General features: G+C 42.2%; 18 protein-coding genes. 2 read left to right on the top strand and 16 right to left on the bottom strand.

Annotation, left to right across the window (positions count from 1 at the left end):
- Nucleotides 1-330 precede the first annotated feature (330 nt).
- The 5 genes from ndoA to acpS all read right to left on the bottom strand — a co-directional run bounded on the left by ndoA (nt 331) and on the right by acpS (nt 4,511).
- Nucleotides 331-681, bottom strand: a complete 351-nt coding sequence (gene ndoA / locus DFO73_RS24300; RefSeq protein WP_009336311.1) for a type II toxin-antitoxin system endoribonuclease NdoA — start codon at nt 679-681, stop codon at nt 331-333.
- A 4-nt stretch (nt 682-685) separates the two neighbouring features.
- Nucleotides 686-967, bottom strand: coding sequence for a CopG family ribbon-helix-helix protein (locus DFO73_RS24295; protein ID WP_035331931.1), 282 nt, complete (start codon nt 965-967; stop codon nt 686-688).
- A 297-nt stretch (nt 968-1,264) separates the two neighbouring features.
- On the bottom strand, nt 1,265-2,422 hold the full coding sequence (gene alr / locus DFO73_RS24290; protein WP_110067278.1) for an alanine racemase: 1,158 nt from the start codon (nt 2,420-2,422) through the stop codon (nt 1,265-1,267).
- A 415-nt stretch (nt 2,423-2,837) separates the two neighbouring features.
- On the bottom strand, nt 2,838-3,851 hold the full coding sequence (locus DFO73_RS24285; RefSeq protein WP_110067277.1) for a LolA family protein: 1,014 nt from the start codon (nt 3,849-3,851) through the stop codon (nt 2,838-2,840).
- A 306-nt stretch (nt 3,852-4,157) separates the two neighbouring features.
- Nucleotides 4,158-4,511, bottom strand: coding sequence for a holo-ACP synthase (acpS, locus tag DFO73_RS24275; protein WP_110067275.1), 354 nt, complete (start codon nt 4,509-4,511; stop codon nt 4,158-4,160).
- A gap of 200 nt (nt 4,512-4,711) precedes the next feature.
- Here acpS and DFO73_RS24270 point away from each other — a divergent pair, with 200 nt between their 5' ends.
- Entirely contained in the window at nt 4,712-5,437 is a 726-nt protein-coding gene (locus DFO73_RS24270) for a rhomboid family intramembrane serine protease (RefSeq protein WP_110067274.1), read from the top strand.
- A gap of 76 nt (nt 5,438-5,513) precedes the next feature.
- On the opposite strand, the gene DFO73_RS24265 is transcribed toward DFO73_RS24270, so the two are convergent.
- The 8 genes from DFO73_RS24265 to DFO73_RS24230 form a co-directional block, all read right to left on the bottom strand.
- Complete coding sequence (locus tag DFO73_RS24265) at nt 5,514-6,995, bottom strand: PH domain-containing protein (RefSeq protein ID WP_110067273.1); 1,482 nt, start codon at nt 6,993-6,995, stop codon at nt 5,514-5,516.
- Nucleotides 6,985-7,464, bottom strand: coding sequence for a PH domain-containing protein (locus DFO73_RS24260; RefSeq protein ID WP_110067272.1), 480 nt, complete (start codon nt 7,462-7,464; stop codon nt 6,985-6,987). The genes DFO73_RS24265 and DFO73_RS24260 overlap by 11 nt, the downstream gene beginning before the upstream one ends.
- A 97-nt stretch (nt 7,465-7,561) precedes the next feature.
- Nucleotides 7,562-8,524, bottom strand: a complete 963-nt coding sequence (gene uvsE, locus DFO73_RS24255) for a UV DNA damage repair endonuclease UvsE (RefSeq protein WP_110067271.1) — start codon at nt 8,522-8,524, stop codon at nt 7,562-7,564.
- Between the two features lie 161 nt (nt 8,525-8,685).
- Entirely contained in the window at nt 8,686-10,161 is a 1,476-nt protein-coding gene (locus DFO73_RS24250) for a DEAD/DEAH box helicase (RefSeq protein ID WP_110067270.1), read from the bottom strand.
- Nucleotides 10,162-10,712: 551 nt separating this feature from the next.
- Nucleotides 10,713-11,408: an alpha/beta hydrolase gene (locus DFO73_RS24245; RefSeq protein ID WP_110067269.1), complete on the bottom strand. Its 696-nt coding sequence runs from the start codon at nt 11,406-11,408 to the stop codon at nt 10,713-10,715.
- Nucleotides 11,409-11,592: 184 nt separating this feature from the next.
- Entirely contained in the window at nt 11,593-12,252 is a 660-nt protein-coding gene (locus tag DFO73_RS24240; RefSeq protein WP_110067268.1) for a YdeI/OmpD-associated family protein, read from the bottom strand.
- A 21-nt stretch (nt 12,253-12,273) separates the two neighbouring features.
- Nucleotides 12,274-13,647, bottom strand: coding sequence for a UDP-N-acetylmuramoyl-tripeptide--D-alanyl-D-alanine ligase (locus DFO73_RS24235; RefSeq protein ID WP_110067267.1), 1,374 nt, complete (start codon nt 13,645-13,647; stop codon nt 12,274-12,276).
- 135 nt (nt 13,648-13,782) lie between these two features.
- Nucleotides 13,783-14,859, bottom strand: a complete 1,077-nt coding sequence (locus DFO73_RS24230; protein WP_110067266.1) for a D-alanine--D-alanine ligase — start codon at nt 14,857-14,859, stop codon at nt 13,783-13,785.
- A gap of 510 nt (nt 14,860-15,369) precedes the next feature.
- Here DFO73_RS24230 and DFO73_RS24225 point away from each other — a divergent pair.
- Nucleotides 15,370-16,560, top strand: coding sequence for a dicarboxylate/amino acid:cation symporter (locus DFO73_RS24225; protein ID WP_110067265.1), 1,191 nt, complete (start codon nt 15,370-15,372; stop codon nt 16,558-16,560).
- 490 nt (nt 16,561-17,050) lie between these two features.
- Here DFO73_RS24225 and DFO73_RS24220 read toward each other — a convergent pair whose 3' ends face one another.
- The 3 genes from DFO73_RS24220 to DFO73_RS24210 all read right to left on the bottom strand — a co-directional run bounded on the left by DFO73_RS24220 (nt 17,051) and on the right by DFO73_RS24210 (nt 19,556).
- A complete protein-coding gene (locus tag DFO73_RS24220) occupies nt 17,051-17,470 on the bottom strand; it encodes a universal stress protein (RefSeq protein WP_110067264.1) in 420 nt (139 codons plus the stop codon).
- Between the two features lie 204 nt (nt 17,471-17,674).
- Complete coding sequence (locus DFO73_RS24215; RefSeq protein ID WP_110067263.1) at nt 17,675-18,094, bottom strand: universal stress protein; 420 nt, start codon at nt 18,092-18,094, stop codon at nt 17,675-17,677.
- Between the two features lie 13 nt (nt 18,095-18,107).
- Nucleotides 18,108-19,556 (bottom strand): SulP family inorganic anion transporter, encoded by a 1,449-nt coding sequence (locus tag DFO73_RS24210; protein WP_258309737.1) that lies wholly within the window; start codon nt 19,554-19,556, stop codon nt 18,108-18,110.
- Nucleotides 19,557-19,627: the final 71 nt, after the last annotated feature.

Raw genomic sequence — 19,627 nt, 5'->3', positions numbered from 1 at the left:
ATACCCGTTGGATATACATCTATTTAATGATAACAAGGGGTGCCAGTCAAATGATACCTATTATAATTCCCAAATAATACATCGCCGCATTTGTTATTTCGACAGTTTTTTATAAAAACCTCTTTTCATCCTGTAAATAGGATTAATTAAGGAACTGGCTCTTGAAAAGCTAAACTGAATCACATGTGTATTCTTCCATTTAATTGGGTATATTTTCACAACCCGAACGGTTTTTAAAATATAAAGGACTTTCTTTTTTACCCTAATCCAAAAAGAGTAAACCTTTTTTGCCTAAAAACAAAAAAAACGCCCTTTAGAAGAGCGTTTTTGCTAAAATTCGATGAGGCCTAAGCTGATCTGCACGGCTTCATCCACTTTTTCCATCATTTCGTCATCGAGATGGGTTATTTTATCGGTTAAGCGTTGTTTATCAATTGTACGAATCTGTTCTAATAAGATGACCGAATCCCTTTCAAAACCATAACGCTTCGCATCAATTTCAACGTGAGTAGGCAGCTTAGCTTTTTGAATTTGAGCTGTGATTGCTGCAACAATTACTGTGGGACTAAACCGATTCCCGATGTCGTTTTGGATGACAAGCACTGGACGGACGCCGCCTTGTTCTGAACCAACAACTGGGGATAGGTCTGCAAAATAAACGTCACCACGTTTGACAATCAAAGGATTATCCTCCGCTTACTAGACGTTCAACTGTGTGTTCTGCCTCGTATTCCGCTTGAAATGCTTCAGATGCAATCGTCAAATTTATTTTCGCCATCTCCATATAGCCTCGTCTCATGGATTCGCGAATTTGTCTTTTTTTGCGTTCACGCAAATACATTTTGGTTGCCTGATAAATGAATTCACTCCGGTTAACGTTTTCCTGCTTTGCAAAACCGTCTAACTCGGTTAAAAGATGTTGCGGTAATTTTACCATTATCTCTGTTGTTGTGCTGGACTCAGACACAAACATACACCTCCACCATCACTACACACCATTTTTATATCTACCATTTTCAATATTACCATTAATAACGCCTAATGCAAAGGGGGTTCTTTAATTCTTCTGTATTATCGGCCAAAAAAATAGCCTTTTATGCATTAAATTAAGAATAGCACAAGGTGCCTATCGCGGTCGCCCCCTCGAGCCGATGAAGTCTTCTCATAAGAGCTACCGTTTTTTAGTCGTACAATGAACGCTACCCTGCTTGTGAAGAAAGACAGTTATTGAAGTTTGAAACCCCAACCCTTTTTAATGCTTTCATTATAGCAGATAATTGACTCCCCCGATAATATGGCCATCTCTTTTATATATGCGCGGAACCCGCGAAGATACCATACAGGTAACTTCATAGTTGATTGTTTCAAGTTTTTGGGCGATTTCATCTACGTGGATTTTTTCGCCGCCCTGCTCGCCAATCAGGGTAACCTGAGTTCCAACAGGCATTTCATGAGGAAGCTTAATCATGCATTGATCCATACATATTCTGCCAACAATCGGAACCCTTATACCTTCTGTAAGTACTTCCTGCCCCTGAAGTTTTCGGATCCAGCCATCCGCATAACCAATAGGCAAAGTCGCGATCCATTCATCCTCACCGGCCTCATAAGTAGCACCATAGCTAACCTTTTCACCTTTATGAAGCTTCTTGACATGGGCAATTCTTGTATGAAGGGAAAAGGCTTCTTTCAGCGGAAAAGGAAGTTCAGGCTTCATTTCCATTGAAGGAGCCAGCCCATACATGCTGATCCCCATTCTGACAGCATTTAAATGGGCCTGGGGAAACCTCAGACCTGCAGCACTATTGCTGGAATGAACATACTTTGGAGCCTCCTCCATCCAGCCCGCCATCTCTTCAAACCGGCTTAATTGCTGTTCAAAATAAGCATTATCCAATGAGTCTGCAGTGGCAAAGTGGGTAAATGCTCCTTCTATCAGAAAACGCTTGTCCCCTTTGATAACGCTCTCAATTTCCTGCAGCTCATCCCGGCTGCGAATGCCCAGGCGTCCCATTCCTGTGTCAAACTTCAAGTGGATATGAAGTGTATCTGCACTCTTGATATAACCTTTTGCAGCAGAAAGCCAATCCTTTTGGAAAACCGTAAGAGTAATATTCTCTTTGGCTGCATCACCCGCATTTTCCGGACGGCTTGCACCCATTACTAAAATTGGGGCTGCAATCTTTTTCTTTCTCAAAGCCATTGCCTCATCCAATGTTGCAACCGCAAGACAGGAAGCACCTGCATTCAATGCAGCTTCAGCCACAGCGGCATCGCCATGCCCATAACCGTTTGCCTTCACAACAGCAATGACAATTGTGCCTTCATCTACATGCTTTTTCATTGACTCTACATTATATGAAATATGGTCAAGATTTATCTCTGCCCATGTATCTCTATACATTTTTGTTTGTTCACCCATTGATGTATTCACGTCCTTTAGCCAATGCCATAATTCTGTACATGTCGATTATTAAACTCCTCGGGAGTATTTGTCAAATGAATTATTTGCCCATAAATTTGAAATTTATTTTTTAACGCAAATCGGTTTGTACCCATGATTTTAACAAACCCTGCTATATGGCCTTGTAACCTATATAAAGAAAAGTGACCGATAAAAATAAATTTTGACCGATATATTTAAAAATTGACCGATAAAAACAAAATCTGACCGATAAATCTTTAAAAGTGGCCGATAATATGTAAAGCGAAAGGGAGACAGAATGAAAATCAGTTTAATTCACGGAAACTCATCCTGATTTTTGAGCAAAAACAACTAAATGATCTATAAACAACAATAAAACAGGCCCCTCTTGAGGACCTGTCTATTGAAAACTTTATTTCACCATGTCACCCTGTACGGAACGGGCAAGCATGGACATTTCTTCCGGAGATAAATCGTTGGAAGCAATCATATAATCAACACCCTGGTATGTCCATGAGATGGTGTTGTCAGATAAAGCTCCAATTGTGAATCCAAGATCAACCGGTTCCCCTTTGACTGAAGTTACAGTGGATGAAGTTGGCATTACAGTTGCTTTTTCCTGTACAAGCGTGAAGGATTTCTCGCCATCATAGGTTAAAACAACCCGCTTTCCGTCTTCTGTTTTCATTTCCTTCTCATCGACTAAATTCACTCCGGCGATTTCCATTTGAGGATATTTAACTGAGAATTCCTGTTCTTCCACCTCTGCCATAACCGGTACTTCGAGCTGGGCGCCTGTCATATTCTTCTGCATATCAAAGTCCTTTTTATCAAAGCTGGCATTAAACTTCACATTTGAAAATTCTACAGTTACAAGTGCATTTTTATCCGGATCCATAACCTTAACGCTAACCGGTGACAAGTCCGACTTTTTCAAAGTAATTTCCTGGATTGGAAGCATTTGATTATTTTGGTATCTTGTCTTCGTTTCAAAAACATAATGATCTTTAGTAGCAGAGAATTTAGCTTCCTTATCCTCAATAATATCCTTGACCAGTGATTCATATAAATAAGCCTGGCTGCTGTTCTGCGGCCAATCGCTCTGGAAACGGAAACTTTTATTCAGCGCAGGAGTGAGGACAAATACGCCGTCATCGTTTCGCAGAATCATTTGGCTCTGGTCCTTTTGGGCATTTTTCAGGTTCACCCGGTAATAGGTTGGTTCCTTATGCCACACTTCAATATCGTAGGTTTGCGGGTCAGTGCCCATCTGCAGGGTCATTTTGGCATCTGCCTTATACCCTTTAATGTCTTCCAGCTTATTGCCAAGCTCCTTTACAACATCACCTTGTGATTTAGATCCACAGGCAGACAATGCAAAAACAGCCATGAGCCCGGCAAGCAGCATTAACAACTTTTTCTTCATTCCTTCAGCCCCTTTGTCTCATTTCAGTGAGAACGGCCAATCCATTTGGCCTGTCTCTCCTATCGCACTATGAATATATGAGACAACCTTAGGGAATATGCTAGGGGGAATGACAAGCTTTTTGAATTTCTTGCCTCTGTTAATTGCTGTTAATTTCCGCTCCAGGCACTCAGCGAACTGCGGGCGGTCCGACGCTCCTTGGCGCATAACGCGCCTGCGGGTCTCCTTTTGACACACTTCTCCCGCTTGAGTCTCGTGCCTTCCGCTCCAAACACCAGGGGCCAGAATCAAATCATAGCCAAATTCTTAAGCTCTTTCTATCACCACCTGAGCAACAGCATACTCTCTGCTGTGAGAGATTGACAGATGGACACCTTTTTTAAAAGGCTTCGAAATAAATGGCTTGCCCAGTTCATCCTTTTCAATTTCAATATCCTGAAAAGAAAGCTTCTCGCCAATCCCGGTTCCGGCCGCTTTGGAGAAAGCCTCTTTCGCAGCAAACCTCCCGGCAAGATATTCGGCACGCCTTTTTTCTGGCAAGCTATTATACACAGCCATCTCCTTCGAAGTCAGAATCCGCTCAGGAAACCGACCCTGCCTGGCTATTATTTTTCGGATACGGTCAAGTTCAGTCATATCTACCCCAATACCGGAAATCATCACTCATCTTCCTTCTAATTAGATTATTTGTTGCATAAAGAATACAGTAGAAGCTTGGATATGTACACACAAGGACCTTGTTACTGGCCTATGCAGACGCTTTACTCACATGAACAAGGGTTATCGCATGCTGAAAACTGCCTTTTCAGGCTATGATGAAAATATAAGAACCTATCAACCCAAAATAATGGAGGATACCTATGTTTACGAGAACGGAAAGCTTAAAAGAATTTATTCGCTTATACCCTGTTGTTTCCGCCATCATTTTTATCCATATCTTACTCTATTTATTAACGGTCATTCCCATTTTTCCCAATGCGCTGATATTTGAAAAACTCGCGGGAGTCAATCTATATATCATCCAGGGTGAATATTGGCGCCTTTTCACCCCAATGATTTTGCATAGCGGATTTCCCCATGTTCTATTTAACAGCTTTTCACTTGTTCTATTTGGTCCCGCTCTGGAACGGATACTCGGGAAAACAAAATTCATCTTTCTATATGTTACAGCCGGGGTGGCAGCTAACATCGCCACACTCCTTTTGGAACCTATGACATATATACATGTTGGGGCAAGCGGAGCTATATTTGGTTTATTCGGCTACTTTGCGGCGGTCATAATCTTCCGGAAAGACCTTTTATCAAGGGAAAACTCGCAAATCATACTCACCATTACCGTAATTGGTGTGATCATGACCTTTTTGCAGCCAAACATCAATGTAACAGCCCATATTTTCGGGCTTATTGCCGGGTTCCTGATCGGTGCTGCTTTCCTTTCGAAAGGACGTCCATCTATGGCATCAGGAATACCGCATCCTAGAAGAATATCCCGATTGCGTCCTTCTCTAAAAGGGTTACCAGCTTCCAGGCTAATTCTTTGGGGGGTGATTTTGCTGCTGGCTATCCTGGGGTTTCTTGCAAGGTAATAAGAAAAGCGGAGGCGCCGGAGCTGGGCAGTTATCTAAATTCAAAGATTAAATTCTGATACTATAAAAAAAGCGCTCATGGGCGCTTTTCTTTTTGTAAAGGAGTATTTCCGTTCAAGCTTGTATAGGAGTACCATTTATATATGGCACATACATCATTTCGATCAAGATCAAGCACCGTTCCGCCTGTTCCCCCCGTCCCAGACATGACCGCCGCTTCAATGGTAGCCAGATTCCGCCTTTTCTGAAAGAAGCTTTCGCTCATCGTAAGAGACTGGATCCGATTCTTCCTCATAAATACTGTCGTCCTGACTATACCGCGATACCTGAGAGCAAGCTGATGTGAACTTATATCCCAGCCCGCATCTTTGTACTTAAGATACGACCAGATAATTGAGATGATCAGCAGCAGCAGAGAGAGGTATCCCCACGGCCTGAAAAAAATAATTGGAGCAATGATAAACGGCATTACCACCAGAAGCCCCCTCCATATATACCTATTGAGTGCTCTTTTGGGGGCTTTGAAAAATCCTGGCTGAAGTTCGTAATCAGGCAAATGTGATTTTAGCAATCCAGCGATTCTGCTTCTTTTAACAATTGGCAAAGCCATGACGCGGGCGCTATCACTATCTTCAATGGAACCGCCGGCACTTTCGATATAAACAGTGGCTAAACCAATCGGCTGCCTTATAAGATTCTCACTGATTTGAATAGCCTGGATGCGGTGCAGCGGAATGGTAATTTGCCTTTTCTCCAGTAAACCTCTGGTTATGATTAATTCCTTTTCTGTTTTTTTCAGTGTGAAGCCGGCATACTTTATCATCGATCCTACAAGGGCGATAATCCATGCAAGTAAAAAGCCGATAAAGACAAGAATGCTCACAAAAATGATGCCGTTTGCCATGAACCCTTCCAGTCCTGCAAAAACTTTTTCATAAGGAATAATTTCTTCAAATTGAAAAATGAAAGCAAACACTGCCGAAAGGACGACTCCCACTCCACCTGAGGTTGAAGCAAGAAGAAGAAGCTCACCCGCTGAGATTTTATAAATGACTTTCGGCCTTGCTGCTGCCGATTCTAATTTATTACGGTTTTCTGAGGGTCTTTTTTTGGCCGTCGAAAATGCCTGTTGAATATAATCAGCATCTTTCCTGGAAATAGCGGTCAGCACCGCTTCTGCATCTCCGGCACCGCTCGAACCAGCGGTTTCCACTTTCATCTTCACAAGCCCGAAAGGCCTCTGCAGCAGTCCTTCAGATAAGTCCAGACTTTGAATTCGTTCAAACGGGATATACCTTTTCTTTCTGACTAAAATACCATACTCAATCCGGAGCTCCCCTTCCTCCAGCCTATAGGTATACCTTAGCCAGGATAGGACTCCGATGATAAACACGGCTATAACAACCCCAGCTGTAATAACCAGCTGAAACACTTCGCCGTTTCCTCCCCTGCTTCCGAAAACCACAAAGATTAAAAACGGGACAATTAATTCCTTTAGCTGCTTAAGGAAATTGGCTACCGCAGATATGGGATGAAGCCTTTTTGGATTAGACATCATCATCTGCAACCCTTGCCAATTGAGAAATGAAAAAACGAAGCTCCTCTGCTTCCTCCACATCCAACGCAGGAATCTCATGGACTGTAGCAGCAGTGGATATTGTCACAGTTGCCAGCCGATACTTTCTCAAAATGGGCCCTTGCCTTGTGTCTACATGCTGTACCCGAATCATCGGGACAAGCGTCCTTTTAATAACAAAAATTCCACGCTTAAGTTCAATTTCATTTTCCCGAACCTCATATCTCCATCTCTTCCACCTTAAAGCAGGAATGACCGTGATTACAAAATAGGCATAGGCAGAAAAAAACATCAGGGCAGCCCCAATCACCCAGATAGGCCAATCGAATAGGATGGCTAAAGCAATGATTCCCCCTGATAAAAGCAAAGGAAATACAGAGTGGATCGTGCCGGAGATTCTCCACGCAAGCAGCCCCCGCGCCGGGATCCTTTTATGCGGCTCTGTAATCATGTAGTACCCCCTGAAATTCCAAAATATCACTGTTATTAGTATACATGACACCCAAAAGAAGTGTCTCCCTTTTATGAAAAAAGTGCAGGGCATTTGCTTAAATTTCAAAGCTCGATTGGTCGATAAATTTAAGGCTATGTTTCGTCCTTAAGTCTTCAGCCAGCTGAAATAATGCACTGTCCTTCATCTTCGCTTCAATCATACAATGGATTTCCGGCACTGAGCCTTTTATATTCTGAAGGAACTCCATGAACATTTCAGAGTCAACATAATCGGCATGGGCCCTGAAATCCTTATCCGATTTCGGGCTGGAGATATGCATTTTCACAGGAAGTTCGGAATGATCCCATGTAGCAGCAGCCCTCTCCCACTGATCAATCCAGTTGCCGTTCTGAAAGTTTGCCTGATGGTGATGGTAATCAAAAACAAGCGGAATTCCAAGTTTTTCACAAAGATACAAGGTGTCATCAAGCGTAAAGGTCGTATCATCGTTCTCGAGGATAATCATTTGCTGAATGCTGGCTGGCGTGAACCCCCAATTATGTATAAACTGCTCCAGAGCCTTTTCTTTATCCTCATAACCGCCGCCTATGTGGAGAACACAACGATGAGCCGGATCAACCCGCATTCCTTTTAACAGCGCCTCATGCATGGCTAACGTTTTAATGGACATATTCAGCGTATCCACTTTTGGTGTATTAAGCAGGACAAAATGGTCCGGGTGAAAATCGACCCTCATCTGATGCTCCTCTAAAAAGTCCCCGATTTGGGATAAAGCCCCTTTAAGAGGGCGCATAAACTTCCAATCAGACAATTCCTCATGATTGGCAAGCGGAATTAAACGGGAGCTGAGCCGAAAAAAATGAATATCATGAGCGTTATTATGCTTCAGCAAGCGGAGACAATTCTCCAGGTTAGAAACTGCAATCCGCTCAAGCCTGCCAATGGCCGCTTCCCGATCCTTGATTGCAGAAAATTGTTTGAACGTCATCGTTTGCGAGGGCGAAGCGTTTTTTAAATTCATGCTCATTGCAACATATCCAAGGCGTACAATCGTCATGTTTGGCTCCTCCTGTACCGGCGTTTTTCTTAGTATGTACGGCCGGGGGGAGAAATTACTCTAAAAGGCTTGTCAGGTAATAACGGAAAACTGATTTGCCACTCCTCACCGGAGACCTTTTCCCCAGCAAAAAAGAGAGCAGAAACTCTGCTCCCTCAAATTTACCGATAGCTATTGCTGTTTGATCGGTTGTTGTTATTATGGCGTTTTCCAGTGTGGCCTTGGCGGGATTTGTAGGATCCTTTTTGGCCTCCTTGTCTGCCTCTTCCGCCGTAGCCGCCGCGGCTGCGGTCGTTAGGCTTTCGGTCACGCTTGGCTGGAAGCGGCTTTTCTTCTGTTAGCCTAACAGGAGTTGTATCCGGTTCTTTTGTCAGCATTTTCAGTACAGCCTGAACAACTGTTGAAGCGTCCTTCTGGGCAAGCAATTCATCCGCAGCTTCTTTATAGCTGCCAAGGTTATTTTCTTCAATCGTTTGCAGAATTTTATCCATAACCGCTTTTTGTTGGCCTTCAAGTGCTTCATCCAGCGTTGGAGCATCCATGCGTTCCATTTTTCTTTTCGTAGTTTTTTCAACAACATGCAGATAAGATTTTTCGCGCGGGTTGATAAATGTCATCGCAACACCAGTTTTGCCGGCGCGTCCTGTACGACCAATCCGGTGAACATAGCTTTCAGGATCCTGCGGGATATCAAAATTGTATACATGTGTCACGCCGGAAATATCCAATCCGCGAGCGGCAACATCGGTCGCTACAAGGACATCAATGCTGCCTTCCTTAAATTTACGCAAAACAGAAATACGCTTCGCCTGGCTTAAGTCTCCGTGAATTCCTTCTGCCATGTACCCGCGCAGGTTCAATGCCTCTGCAAGCTCGTCAACGCGGCGCTTGGTGCGTCCAAAAACAATCGCCAATTCAGGTGATTGGATATCCAATAGCCTTGTCAGCACGTCAAACTTATTCTTTTCATGAACTTCAATATAATATTGTTCAATAGATGATACAGTCATTTCCTTTGCTTTTACCCGGACAACTTGAGGGTCCTTCATGAAACGCTCTGCCATTCTGCGGATTGGGGCTGGCATAGTTGCCGAGAAAAGTAGCGTCTGGCGCTCTTCAGGAATCTGTGCAAGGATTGCTTCAATGTCATCAATGAAACCCATATTCAGCATTTCATCCGCTTCATCGAGAATTGCCGTGTGGACATGATCAAGGCGTAGCGTTTTGCGGTTGATATGGTCCAGAATCCGTCCTGGCGTTCCAACAATAATATGCGGCTTATTCTTTAATGCGCGAATTTGGCGGTTAATATCCTGTCCTCCATAAATGGAAAGGACTTTTGTTCTTTTGCCATAGCCGATTTTATATAGCTCTTCAGATACTTGAATGGCAAGCTCGCGAGTTGGAGCGATCACGATTCCCTGGATAAATTCCTTCGTGTTGTCAATTTTATCGATCATCGGAATACCAAAAGCAGCCGTTTTTCCTGTCCCAGTTTGCGCCTGGCCAATTAAATCTTTATTTTCTAAGCTCAATGGAATCGTTTGGGCCTGGATTGGAGTCGCTTCTTCAAACCCCATTCGTTTTAGTGATTTCATCGTCGCTGGGCTGATGCCCAAGTCTTGAAACTTTGTCAATGTATTCATTCTCCTTCTAATCATAGAAAAATTTTGTTCCCGCATATTTGCAGGCAGGAATTCTCCTGAAAATTGGCCTATGAGGCACTCTTCCGGACGATTATAAGAAAAGTTTAGGCAATCCCTGAAAGGAGCCTTGAGCCGGAAGTATCCGGCTTCAGAAAGCTATACCTTCTTATTTTTTTAAAAGTGCGGTGTATTTTCGCTAAGAAGAGTCTCACTCAATATGAAACCCGCTTGAGGAAAGGATGTGGGTAAATTCAATCCCTAATTGATTTATGGACAAGTAGGTCTCTTGAAATGAATGGCTAACCTAATCAGATGGATAGCACTCAATAAAATACGGCCTAACCGAAAATACGTCATGGCCAGGAAATTTAATAGCTTAGGCACAATCTCCTGCGCATGCATACTTCCGTATTTAATGAAAAAAGACATTCTCCTGCTGGAGTATGTCCGGGTTTCCAAAAGAAGTTCCTGTTGGCACTTTGGTGTTAATATTACCATTTTTAAGTAAGCAATGCAAACTTGACGACTGGCTGAAAACCTTATCATGCCGGCTTTTTCTTAAGAAATTCGAGGATTGCGTGAAAGAGTTGATCTCTTTCTTCACTATGGCAGATTAAATGCTTCGAGTCTTTTAAAAAAATCAGTTTTTTAGCAGAAGAACCTATATTATTGTATAAGTATCGTGCACTTCTGGGAGGAACAACGCCATCGCTTTCCCCTTGCGCGATTAGAGTCGGTACGGTGACCTGATTTAGAATAGGCCTAATGGAAGCCACCAGACGGCGAAACTGGAGTGTGGCTGTTATAGGTGTCGCACTGATTTTTCTTTTGTACCTGACAAACATTTCATTGTCTGCCAAGTTTCCTCGAAAAGCATCCTTTACCATATCATTAATATCTAAAAAAAGCTGTTTAGGATTTACGTAATAGGCAGCCGCACTGAGCAGAACCAATTTATCTACAGGATAATGCACGGTTAAATAACTGGCAATCAGGCCGCCCATTGAAAAACCGACCACATATACCTTTTCGCACCGGTCAATAAGCCCTTTTAGTTCTTCTTCCGCATGCTCGATCCATTTGTGATATGCGATGCCCTTAAGCTTTAATTCATCCCCGTGACCCGGCAAGGTTGGAACTGCAATCTCCCAGTCTGTATGTTCCTTTAAATATTCAACAAGGGGCTCCACTTCATAGGGGGCTCCTGTAAATCCATGTATACACATGCAGCCAATCATCCGTGGCACCGCCTTCTTTTTTTAAAATGAAGTCCATTCTATTTTACACTTTTTCCTTTTTCCCATACTAATCAAACCTATTACAAGAGCTTGATTTAGATCAAAGGAACGATAGAAAAATAATTCAAACCCCTGTTCCACGTGAAACAGGGGCTTATTAACTGTAATAACATTTTTGTCCAATTTACCTAGCGTAAGGATTTTTATACCCTTCTGAAAGCTTCACAATCATTTCTTTCATTCGCTTCTGTTTGGTTTCCTCACGCTTGGCACTGGCGATCCAGTCGATATAGGAACGTTTGTAAGAAGGTGCCAGCGAATTGAAAAAGGAAAGGCATTCAGTATGCTGTTCCAGCTCCTGCATGATTTCTGTTAAAGCTGTATCATTATGCGTTTCACCTTTATTGAACTGAGTTTCACTTTTTGCCGGAGAACTTCTTCTCTTGCTGCCCCCTACCTCCTTAGCAGGACGGAAGCGCATAGCCGACCAGGTTTCATCAATAGCGACTGACGCAATTCCTGCATAGCCAGCCTCCTTTACAGGCTCCCAGCCTTCATCTCTTGTTAAATCCTCAAACATCGAAGAGGATTTTTTCGGATAACAGAACCATAACAGTCCGTCATACTCAATTACATGCAAAGCCTGACCTGCATATTGCTGAACCTCGGCTTTATTTTTGACAAACACTTGCACAAAAGGGTATTGATCCATTTCCGGAGTCTCATCTACCGTAACATCCTCAGGAAGTTGCTCTTTGCTATTTAAATACGGTTCAGGCGCATTCAAAACAAGCAGTTTTATATTGCCAGCGATTTTCAGTTTTTTGACTAAATCTGCAATCATTGCTCAATCTCCTCGTAAAAGTTATTGAAGGGCTGAGACAACTTCTTCTAACTTCATGCCTCTTGATGCTTTTACCAGTACGATTGTTTCGTTATCGACATGCTTTTTCAATTCTTCAATCAATGGCTGTTTTTCTGTAAAAGCAAACACCCTTTCAACTGAAAGTGATTGCTCCGCCCCTTTGGCAATAAACTTGCCAAGCTTGCCAAATGTAAAGACATAATGAACTTTTTCCGCATCTACTGATTTCCCAATGGTAAAATGGAAATCTTCCTCCTGAGGCCCAAGCTCCAGCATATCACCGAGAACCAGGATTTTCTTTTTATAGCCCGGCAGATTGGCAATAAGCTCAATCGCAGCATTCATAGAAGTCGGGCTTGCATTATAGGCATCGTTAATAATCTTCTCGCCATTCTTCCCTTCTAAAAGCTCCATTCGCATATTGGTCAGCTTCAAGCCGGAGAAGCCTTCATTCATTTTTTCATACGGCACGCCAAAATGGGAAGCTGCAATCATAGCCGCCAGCGCATTAAGAACATTATGCGTACCTAATACCGGCAGATAAAACTCTTCATTTGTGCCATTAATCTTAAAGGTACTGCCACTGTCATTTTGTTCAATCCTAATCGGGTAGACATCATTTTTTTTGGTTCTGCCAAAGGTTCTTAAAGCCGCAGAACCCATGTAAGACTCTAATTTTTTATTAAGAAGCGGCTCGTCACCATAATAAATGACCAATCCATTATCCTGGAGACCATTAACGATCTCAAGTTTCGCTTCAGCAATCCCTTCCCTGGATCCCAAATCCTGAAGATGGGACTCGCCTATATTTGTAATAATTACTGTTTCCGGACGGGCCAGCTTTGTAAGAAAATCAATTTCCCCCCGGCCGCTCATGCCCATTTCCAATACAGCAATTTCCGTATCCTCTTTTAGTGCGAGAATCGTTAATGGCAGGCCGATATGGTTATTGTAGTTTCCTTCTGTCTTTTGAACCTTGTATTTTAAGGAAAGCAAATTTGCGGTCATATCCTTGGTTGTTGTTTTTCCGTTGCTCCCTGTAATGCCTACTGTTTTAACCTTTAGTTCGTCGCGGTAGCTTCTCGCCAATTCCTGGAGAGCTGTCAAAGTATCTTCAACCAGCAGGATTGGCAAATGAAGTGGAGGATTTGGGACATCCTTTTGCCAGAACGCTGCGGCTGCCCCTTTTCGAAGGGCGTCTTCCACAAAACGATGGCCGTCGGAATTTTCCCCTTTAAAAGGGACAAACAGATTGCCTTGCTCGATTTTTCTTGAATCAATGCTTACCCCTTTAACGGCGGTATCATAAAAAGATGAAAAATCATTCTCAATCTTAATCATCTGTCCAATCTCTTGAAGTGTTTTCTTAATCATACGGGGCCTCCTAATTTGACAGTATTTCAAAATGCACATATGGCAGCTGAAGCACTATCCGTTATGTATGAACAAAAGGAACACGACAAATATGCCGTGTTTCCTTGATGATGACGTTATTGCAGCCAAATGGCTTTACATTGTGTGTTTAATATTTTGTTTTTCAGCGTGGCGTTCGATTGCCAGGCTTACAAGCTTTTCGATTAGTTGTGGATATTCAACACCAGTATGTTTCCAAAGAAGCGGGAACATACTGAAAGGTGTAAAGCCAGGCATTGTATTCACTTCGTTAATGAATAGTTTACCCTCTCGCGTCAAAAAGAAATCTGCTCTGACAAGTCCGGAGCAATCGAGGGCTTTAAATGCTTTGATCGCCATATCCTTCAGCTCGCTGTACTCCTTTTCAGAGATTTCAGCTGGTATGATCAAGGCTGTATCTCCATCTTCATATTTCGCTTTATAATCATAAAACTCTACTTTTGGAACAATCTCTCCGGCAACAGAGCATTCGGGATAGTCATTGCCAAGTACGCCAGCTTCAATTTCCCTTGCTGTCACGCCTTCTTCAATTATTATTTTCCGGTCGAATTGAAAAGCTTCTCTAAACGCTTCCTCAAGCTCTGAACGATTCATACACTTGCTGATGCCCACACTCGAACCCAGGTTAGCCGGTTTAACAAAACACGGGTAGCCTAGTTCCTTTTCAACTTTATCATAGGCAGCGGCCGTTTGATTTTCCCATTCACTTCGGATAAACCAGACATATTTCACCTGCGGAAGGCCTGCCTGTGCAAAGATATTTTTCATGATTACCTTATCCATGCCAGCAGATGAAGCCAATACTCCATTGCCTACATACGGAAGGTTGAGCAGCTCCAATAAGCCTTGAACCGTGCCATCTTCACCATTTGGACCGTGAAGCAGCGGAAATATAACATCAAAAGGACCTTTTTGCTGAGAATCCTGAAAAAGAGTCGGTGCCAATGCTGTTGGCGGAAGCGCTTCTCCTTGGGAAAATTCCAGTTCCTTCACACGGGAAACAGGGCCCTGCAATTGAGGGCCCTTAACCCATTGTCCTTCTTCGGATATATAAATTGGATGAATTTCAAATTTGTCTAAGTCCAACGCTTTGATTACAGCCATTGCTGTCTGCATCGATACTTTATGTTCTGCGGATTTTCCGCCGTACAATAGGCCAACCTTCGTTTTCATAAAAGAACCTCCATTATTCAATCATGGATTACCCGGCTTAGTTCGCCAAGTGGTATTTCCAGTATAAGTATCATCTCTTGTTTGCCCAACAGCGCAAATACGTGCTGGTGGAGCTTCACTTTATTGTAACACTTTCTAATTTAAGAAAGGGAGTGATTACATGTTCAATTATTAAGGAATTTTTTTCTGCACATCCGCCCATATTCCTATATGTATGAAAAAGCATGGGAAAAGGAAACTTTTCTTATCCTTAAACGTGAAAAAATACTCTTATTATTACTTCCTTTTCTGCCATAATTTAAAACCCAACTATCGAATTATTATTTTTAGATAACGCTTTATTTCTTATGATATAGCGATTCTTTAGATAAGCCCTAAATAAATAGATTAATAATCAGAATTCATATAATTATTTTATTTTTATAACAAAATTTTTAACTCTTAACTTTTTATCTGAAACAGGATATAATCCTCCTATGGAAAACAGGTGTATTTTTAAGGAGGACAAAAATGAAAAGGTTTGGATTGCTCCCCAGAATTATTTTAGCTATCGCTTTAGGTATTATACTAGGTTCTTTTTCTCTTGAATGGTTAATTAAACTATTTGCTACTTTTAATGGGCTGTTCGGAAACTTTCTTGGCTTTGCCATTCCATTAATCATCATCGGGTTTATCGCACCAGGGATCGGCAGCATGGGCAAAGGAGCCGGCAAACTGTTGGGCATTACAACTGGTTTTGCTTATGCCTCCACAGTTGCTGCAGGTTTATTGGCATTCTTCACAGCCACTTTCTTATATCCGATTCTACTAAAAAATCAAAGCTTCAAAGAATTTGAGAATCCGGAAGAAGCATTGCTTTCTCCATTTTTCCAGGTGGACATGCCTCCTGTTATGGGTGTTATGACAGCACTTCTTATTTCATTCACTTTAGGGCTTGGCTTAGCGGCGATTAAAGGAAACACGCTTCAAAATGCCATGAATGATTTCCGTGATGTTATCGAAAAATTGATTGAAAAAGTTATAATTCCATTGCTTCCTGTTCATATTTTCGGGATTTTTGCCAATATGACACAAGGCGGACAAGTTGGCGCCATCATGTCTGTTTTTGCAAAAGTGTTTGTTATGATTATTGCCCTTCATATTATCTTTTTACTGGTTCAATATACGGCTGCAGGAAGTGTTACTAAAACAAATCCGATTAAGCTGATTAAAAGCATGATGCCTGCTTACTTTACGGCACTTGGAACACAATCATCCGCATCAACGATTCCTGTTACCCTAAAGCAGGTTAAAATGCTGGGCGCACGTGAAAAAATTGCGGATTTCTCTGTTCCTTTACTGGCAACGATCCATCTGTCAGGAAGCACGATTACTCTTGTAAGCTGTGCAATTGCGGTTATGATGCTCCAAGGACAAACTGCTTCTTTCGCAGAAATCCTGCCTTTTGTCTTAATGCTTGGTGTAACCATGATTGCAGCACCTGGTGTTCCAGGCGGAGCCGTTATGGCGGCACTTGGATTGCTTGAAAGCATGCTCGGCTTCAACGAGACAATGATTGCCCTTATGATTGCTTTATACCTTGCTCAAGACAGCTTTGGAACAGCCTGCAACGTTACAGGTGACGGAGCGCTGACATTACTGTCTGACAAAGCAAGCGGAAAAGATAAAAAAGCGCAGCCACAGGCTGTAAAAGCAAGCTAGTTAGAAAGGTGTCCCGAATGGGGCATCTTTTTTAGGTTTGATCAGGAGATCAGGCTTCAATATCCTTATAATTGGCATTTTCATAACGCTCTTTACTGCGTTTGCCCCTTTATTAGCCCTTTGATTGGACAATTTTCCTTTTGTTTTGCTGATTTTTGTCCTTCAGTACTCCAATTTTGTTTTTATAGAATTCGAAATCCCGGACAAATGTCTGTATTTGGCTCCCCAGTAGCTAATTTTAGGGTTCAGTCTTTGGCTTTTGCGGATATATCGGTCACTTCCCCATATTTATCGGTCAGATTTCATTTTTATCGGTCACTTTTTGAATATATCGGTCACTTTTTGATTTTATCGGTCACTTTTTTGATATATCGGTCACTTTGCGCTGCACCAACTTTACATCACTTGGAAAGTGAAAACAAAGCCCTTTAGCCAAAAAGAAAACTGCCAGATAAAAAGCCATTTCAGGCTTTTTTCCGGCAGCTTTCTTTTATTTTACAATCAAAACCGGGGCTTTAACCCGTTTGGCAATTTTATGGCTTACACTTCCAAGCACCATTTCCTGCAGTGCATTTAATCCACGGCTGCCCACTACCACAATATCAAAGTCTCTTTGATTGGCATATTCCACAATGGCCGGTCCGGGCTCGCCCTGTAAAATTTTCAATTCATATGATACGCCTTTTTCTTTTAATATTTCTTCTATTGGCTGCAAGCGGCGTTTTCTTGCCTCATCTACAACCGTCTTATCAAAATGGTGAAGGATATCTTCCTTTGATGTCTGCCCATCAATCGCATATACCACCGTAACTTCAGCATTCGGATTGTGCTCAGCCAGATTCACAGCTTTTTTTGCCGACCGAATGGAATGATCGGATCCATCTGCAGCTATAAGAATTTTCTTAAACATACATACCCTCACCCCTGAAAGTTAATTTCTCTATTAATCTTATTTTTAACAGCTTGCTGATTCAACACAACCAGGAAGAAAGTTGTGTCAAAATATTGATGTTTAACAAACATTATTCTGAATTATCAAATTAATTGTATAGGCTGCCGCTCAATATGTAAACGCATACAAACGAAAAGAACCAGCCTTCTTGAAGCCAGCTCTTTATTTAACAATAAGCACCGGGCACTCTGCCCTTTTTGCAACCTTATGGCTCACTCCTCCTAAAACAAGTTCCTGGAGACCATTCAATCCCCGGCTGCCGATTACCACTAAATCAAATTTATTTTTATTGGCGTATTGAACAATGCTTGGACCTGGCTCACCATGCAACACTACGATTTCGTAGTTAACTCCTGCCTCCTGGGCTTTTTTCTCTACCTCTTTCATCCGATCTTTGCGCTTATCCCCAAAATCCGCAGAGTTCCAATTCATTAGGACATCCGATTTTGATCGGTCACCGTCAACAACATAAACCACCATTATTTGTGTTTCACTGTCACACTTCGCAATCTTGATGGCATGTTCAGCAGCACGCTTCGAATGTTCCGAACCATCAGCCGCGAGCAAAATTTTTTTATACATGGTTAAACCTCCTTTAATGAGACCCGAGTTTGTTTGCCAGCTTTCCGACTAACTCCGAACTGTCTTCGTTTAATCCATTTACCGTAACATGTTTTCCATTTTCCTCAAATCGATATACAATTTTATCTATAGCCACAACGGCTGAATCATCCCATAAATGCGCCCTGCTAAGATCAATTTCAATAGCAGCTCTATCTTCCTTATAGTCAAACTGCTTTATAAATTCAGTTACAGAAGCAAAGAACAGTTCACCCCTTACTTGATAAACACGGGTATTCTCCTCTATATTGCTAGTGACATGAACTTTCGAAATTTTTGAGACAAAGAAAATAGCACTCAGCAAAATGCCGGTGAATACTCCGATTGCCAGGTTATGCGTTAACACTACGGTCAAGACGGTGGCAATCATTACAAACGCATCCGTTCTCGGCAGCAGATGAATCGTTTTTAGGGAATTCCAGTCAAACGTGCTGATCGAAACCATGATCATTACTCCTGCCAGCGCTGCCATCGGAATGCGAACGACAATATCCCCCAGGACAACAATCAAAAACATCAAAAATCCACCTGCGACAAATGCTGAAAGTCGCCCTCGGCCGCCCGATTTTACGTTAATAACTGATTGGCCGATCATCGCACACCCTGCCATTCCGCCAAAAAAGCCAGTTATTATGTTAGCAATCCCCTGGCCACGGCTTTCCATATTTTTATTGCTTTCAGAGCCTGTCATATCATCCACTATTGCCGCAGTAAGCAAAGATTCCAACAGCCCAACTACCGCGAGTGCAAGCGAATAAGGAAGAATGATAATCAATGTATCAAAAGTCAGGGGGATATCCGGCAATAAAAAGACGGGCAAACTTTTCGAAATAGCTCCAAGATCTCCGACCGTACGAACATTGATGTTCATATAAACTGTAATAATCGTTACAGCAATGATGGCAACAAGCGTTGAAGGAACAGCTTTTGTCAAATAAGGAAGTAGGTAGATAATCCCCAATGTAACTGCAACCAGCAGGTATATAATCCACCCTTCATCTTCAAAATGCTGAAGCTGGGAGATGAAGATTAGAATTGCCAGTGCATTCACAAAGCCGACCATTACCGATCTTGGTATGAATCGCATATAGTTAGCGAGCTTAAATACTCCAAAAAGTATTTGAAGAACACCTGTCAGTATTGTTGCTGCCAATAAATATTCCAAACCGTAATCTGCTACTAAGTCGATAAACAACAGGGCCATCGCTCCGGTAGCAGCAGATATCATTCCAGGCCGTCCTCCCACAAAAGCAATTGTCACCGCAATCGTGAAAGCAGCATATAGCCCGACCATCGGATCAACACCGGCAATAATAGAAAAGGCGATGGCTTCCGGTATGAGGGCAAGTGCGACAACAACACCGGAAAGCATATCTCCTTTTATATTGCCAAACCAAGACTGTTTATAAGATTTATACTCCAAAATAACCCTCCTCTCTTTCTAAGTAGTTTGCGTTATTCCGGCAAAGATAGTAGTGTTACATTTTTCATTAA

This window comes from Cytobacillus oceanisediminis, assembly GCF_003182355.1.
Lineage (GTDB): Bacteria > Bacillota > Bacilli > Bacillales > Cytobacillaceae > Cytobacillus > Cytobacillus oceanisediminis_A.
This window is presented reverse-complemented; position numbering and strand designations above follow the sequence as displayed.

Coding starts and splice junctions, on each gene's coding strand:
- alr (WP_110067278.1), bottom strand. CDS start 2,422: ATGGGTGAACAAACAAAAATGTATAGAGATACATGGGCAGAGATAAAT.
- DFO73_RS24285 (WP_110067277.1), bottom strand. CDS start 3,851: ATGAAGAAAAAGTTGTTAATGCTGCTTGCCGGGCTCATGGCTGTTTTT.
- acpS (WP_110067275.1), bottom strand. CDS start 4,511: ATGATTTCCGGTATTGGGGTAGATATGACTGAACTTGACCGTATCCGA.
- DFO73_RS24270 (WP_110067274.1), top strand. CDS start 4,712: ATGTTTACGAGAACGGAAAGCTTAAAAGAATTTATTCGCTTATACCCT.
- DFO73_RS24265 (WP_110067273.1), bottom strand. CDS start 6,995: ATGATGTCTAATCCAAAAAGGCTTCATCCCATATCTGCGGTAGCCAAT.
- DFO73_RS24260 (WP_110067272.1), bottom strand. CDS start 7,464: ATGATTACAGAGCCGCATAAAAGGATCCCGGCGCGGGGGCTGCTTGCG.
- uvsE (WP_110067271.1), bottom strand. CDS start 8,524: ATGACGATTGTACGCCTTGGATATGTTGCAATGAGCATGAATTTAAAA.
- DFO73_RS24245 (WP_110067269.1), bottom strand. CDS start 11,408: ATGATTGGCTGCATGTGTATACATGGATTTACAGGAGCCCCCTATGAA.
- DFO73_RS24240 (WP_110067268.1), bottom strand. CDS start 12,252: ATGATTGCAGATTTAGTCAAAAAACTGAAAATCGCTGGCAATATAAAA.
- DFO73_RS24235 (WP_110067267.1), bottom strand. CDS start 13,647: ATGATTAAGAAAACACTTCAAGAGATTGGACAGATGATTAAGATTGAG.
- DFO73_RS24230 (WP_110067266.1), bottom strand. CDS start 14,859: ATGAAAACGAAGGTTGGCCTATTGTACGGCGGAAAATCCGCAGAACAT.
- DFO73_RS24225 (WP_110067265.1), top strand. CDS start 15,370: ATGAAAAGGTTTGGATTGCTCCCCAGAATTATTTTAGCTATCGCTTTA.
- DFO73_RS24220 (WP_110067264.1), bottom strand. CDS start 17,470: ATGTTTAAGAAAATTCTTATAGCTGCAGATGGATCCGATCATTCCATT.
- DFO73_RS24215 (WP_110067263.1), bottom strand. CDS start 18,094: ATGTATAAAAAAATTTTGCTCGCGGCTGATGGTTCGGAACATTCGAAG.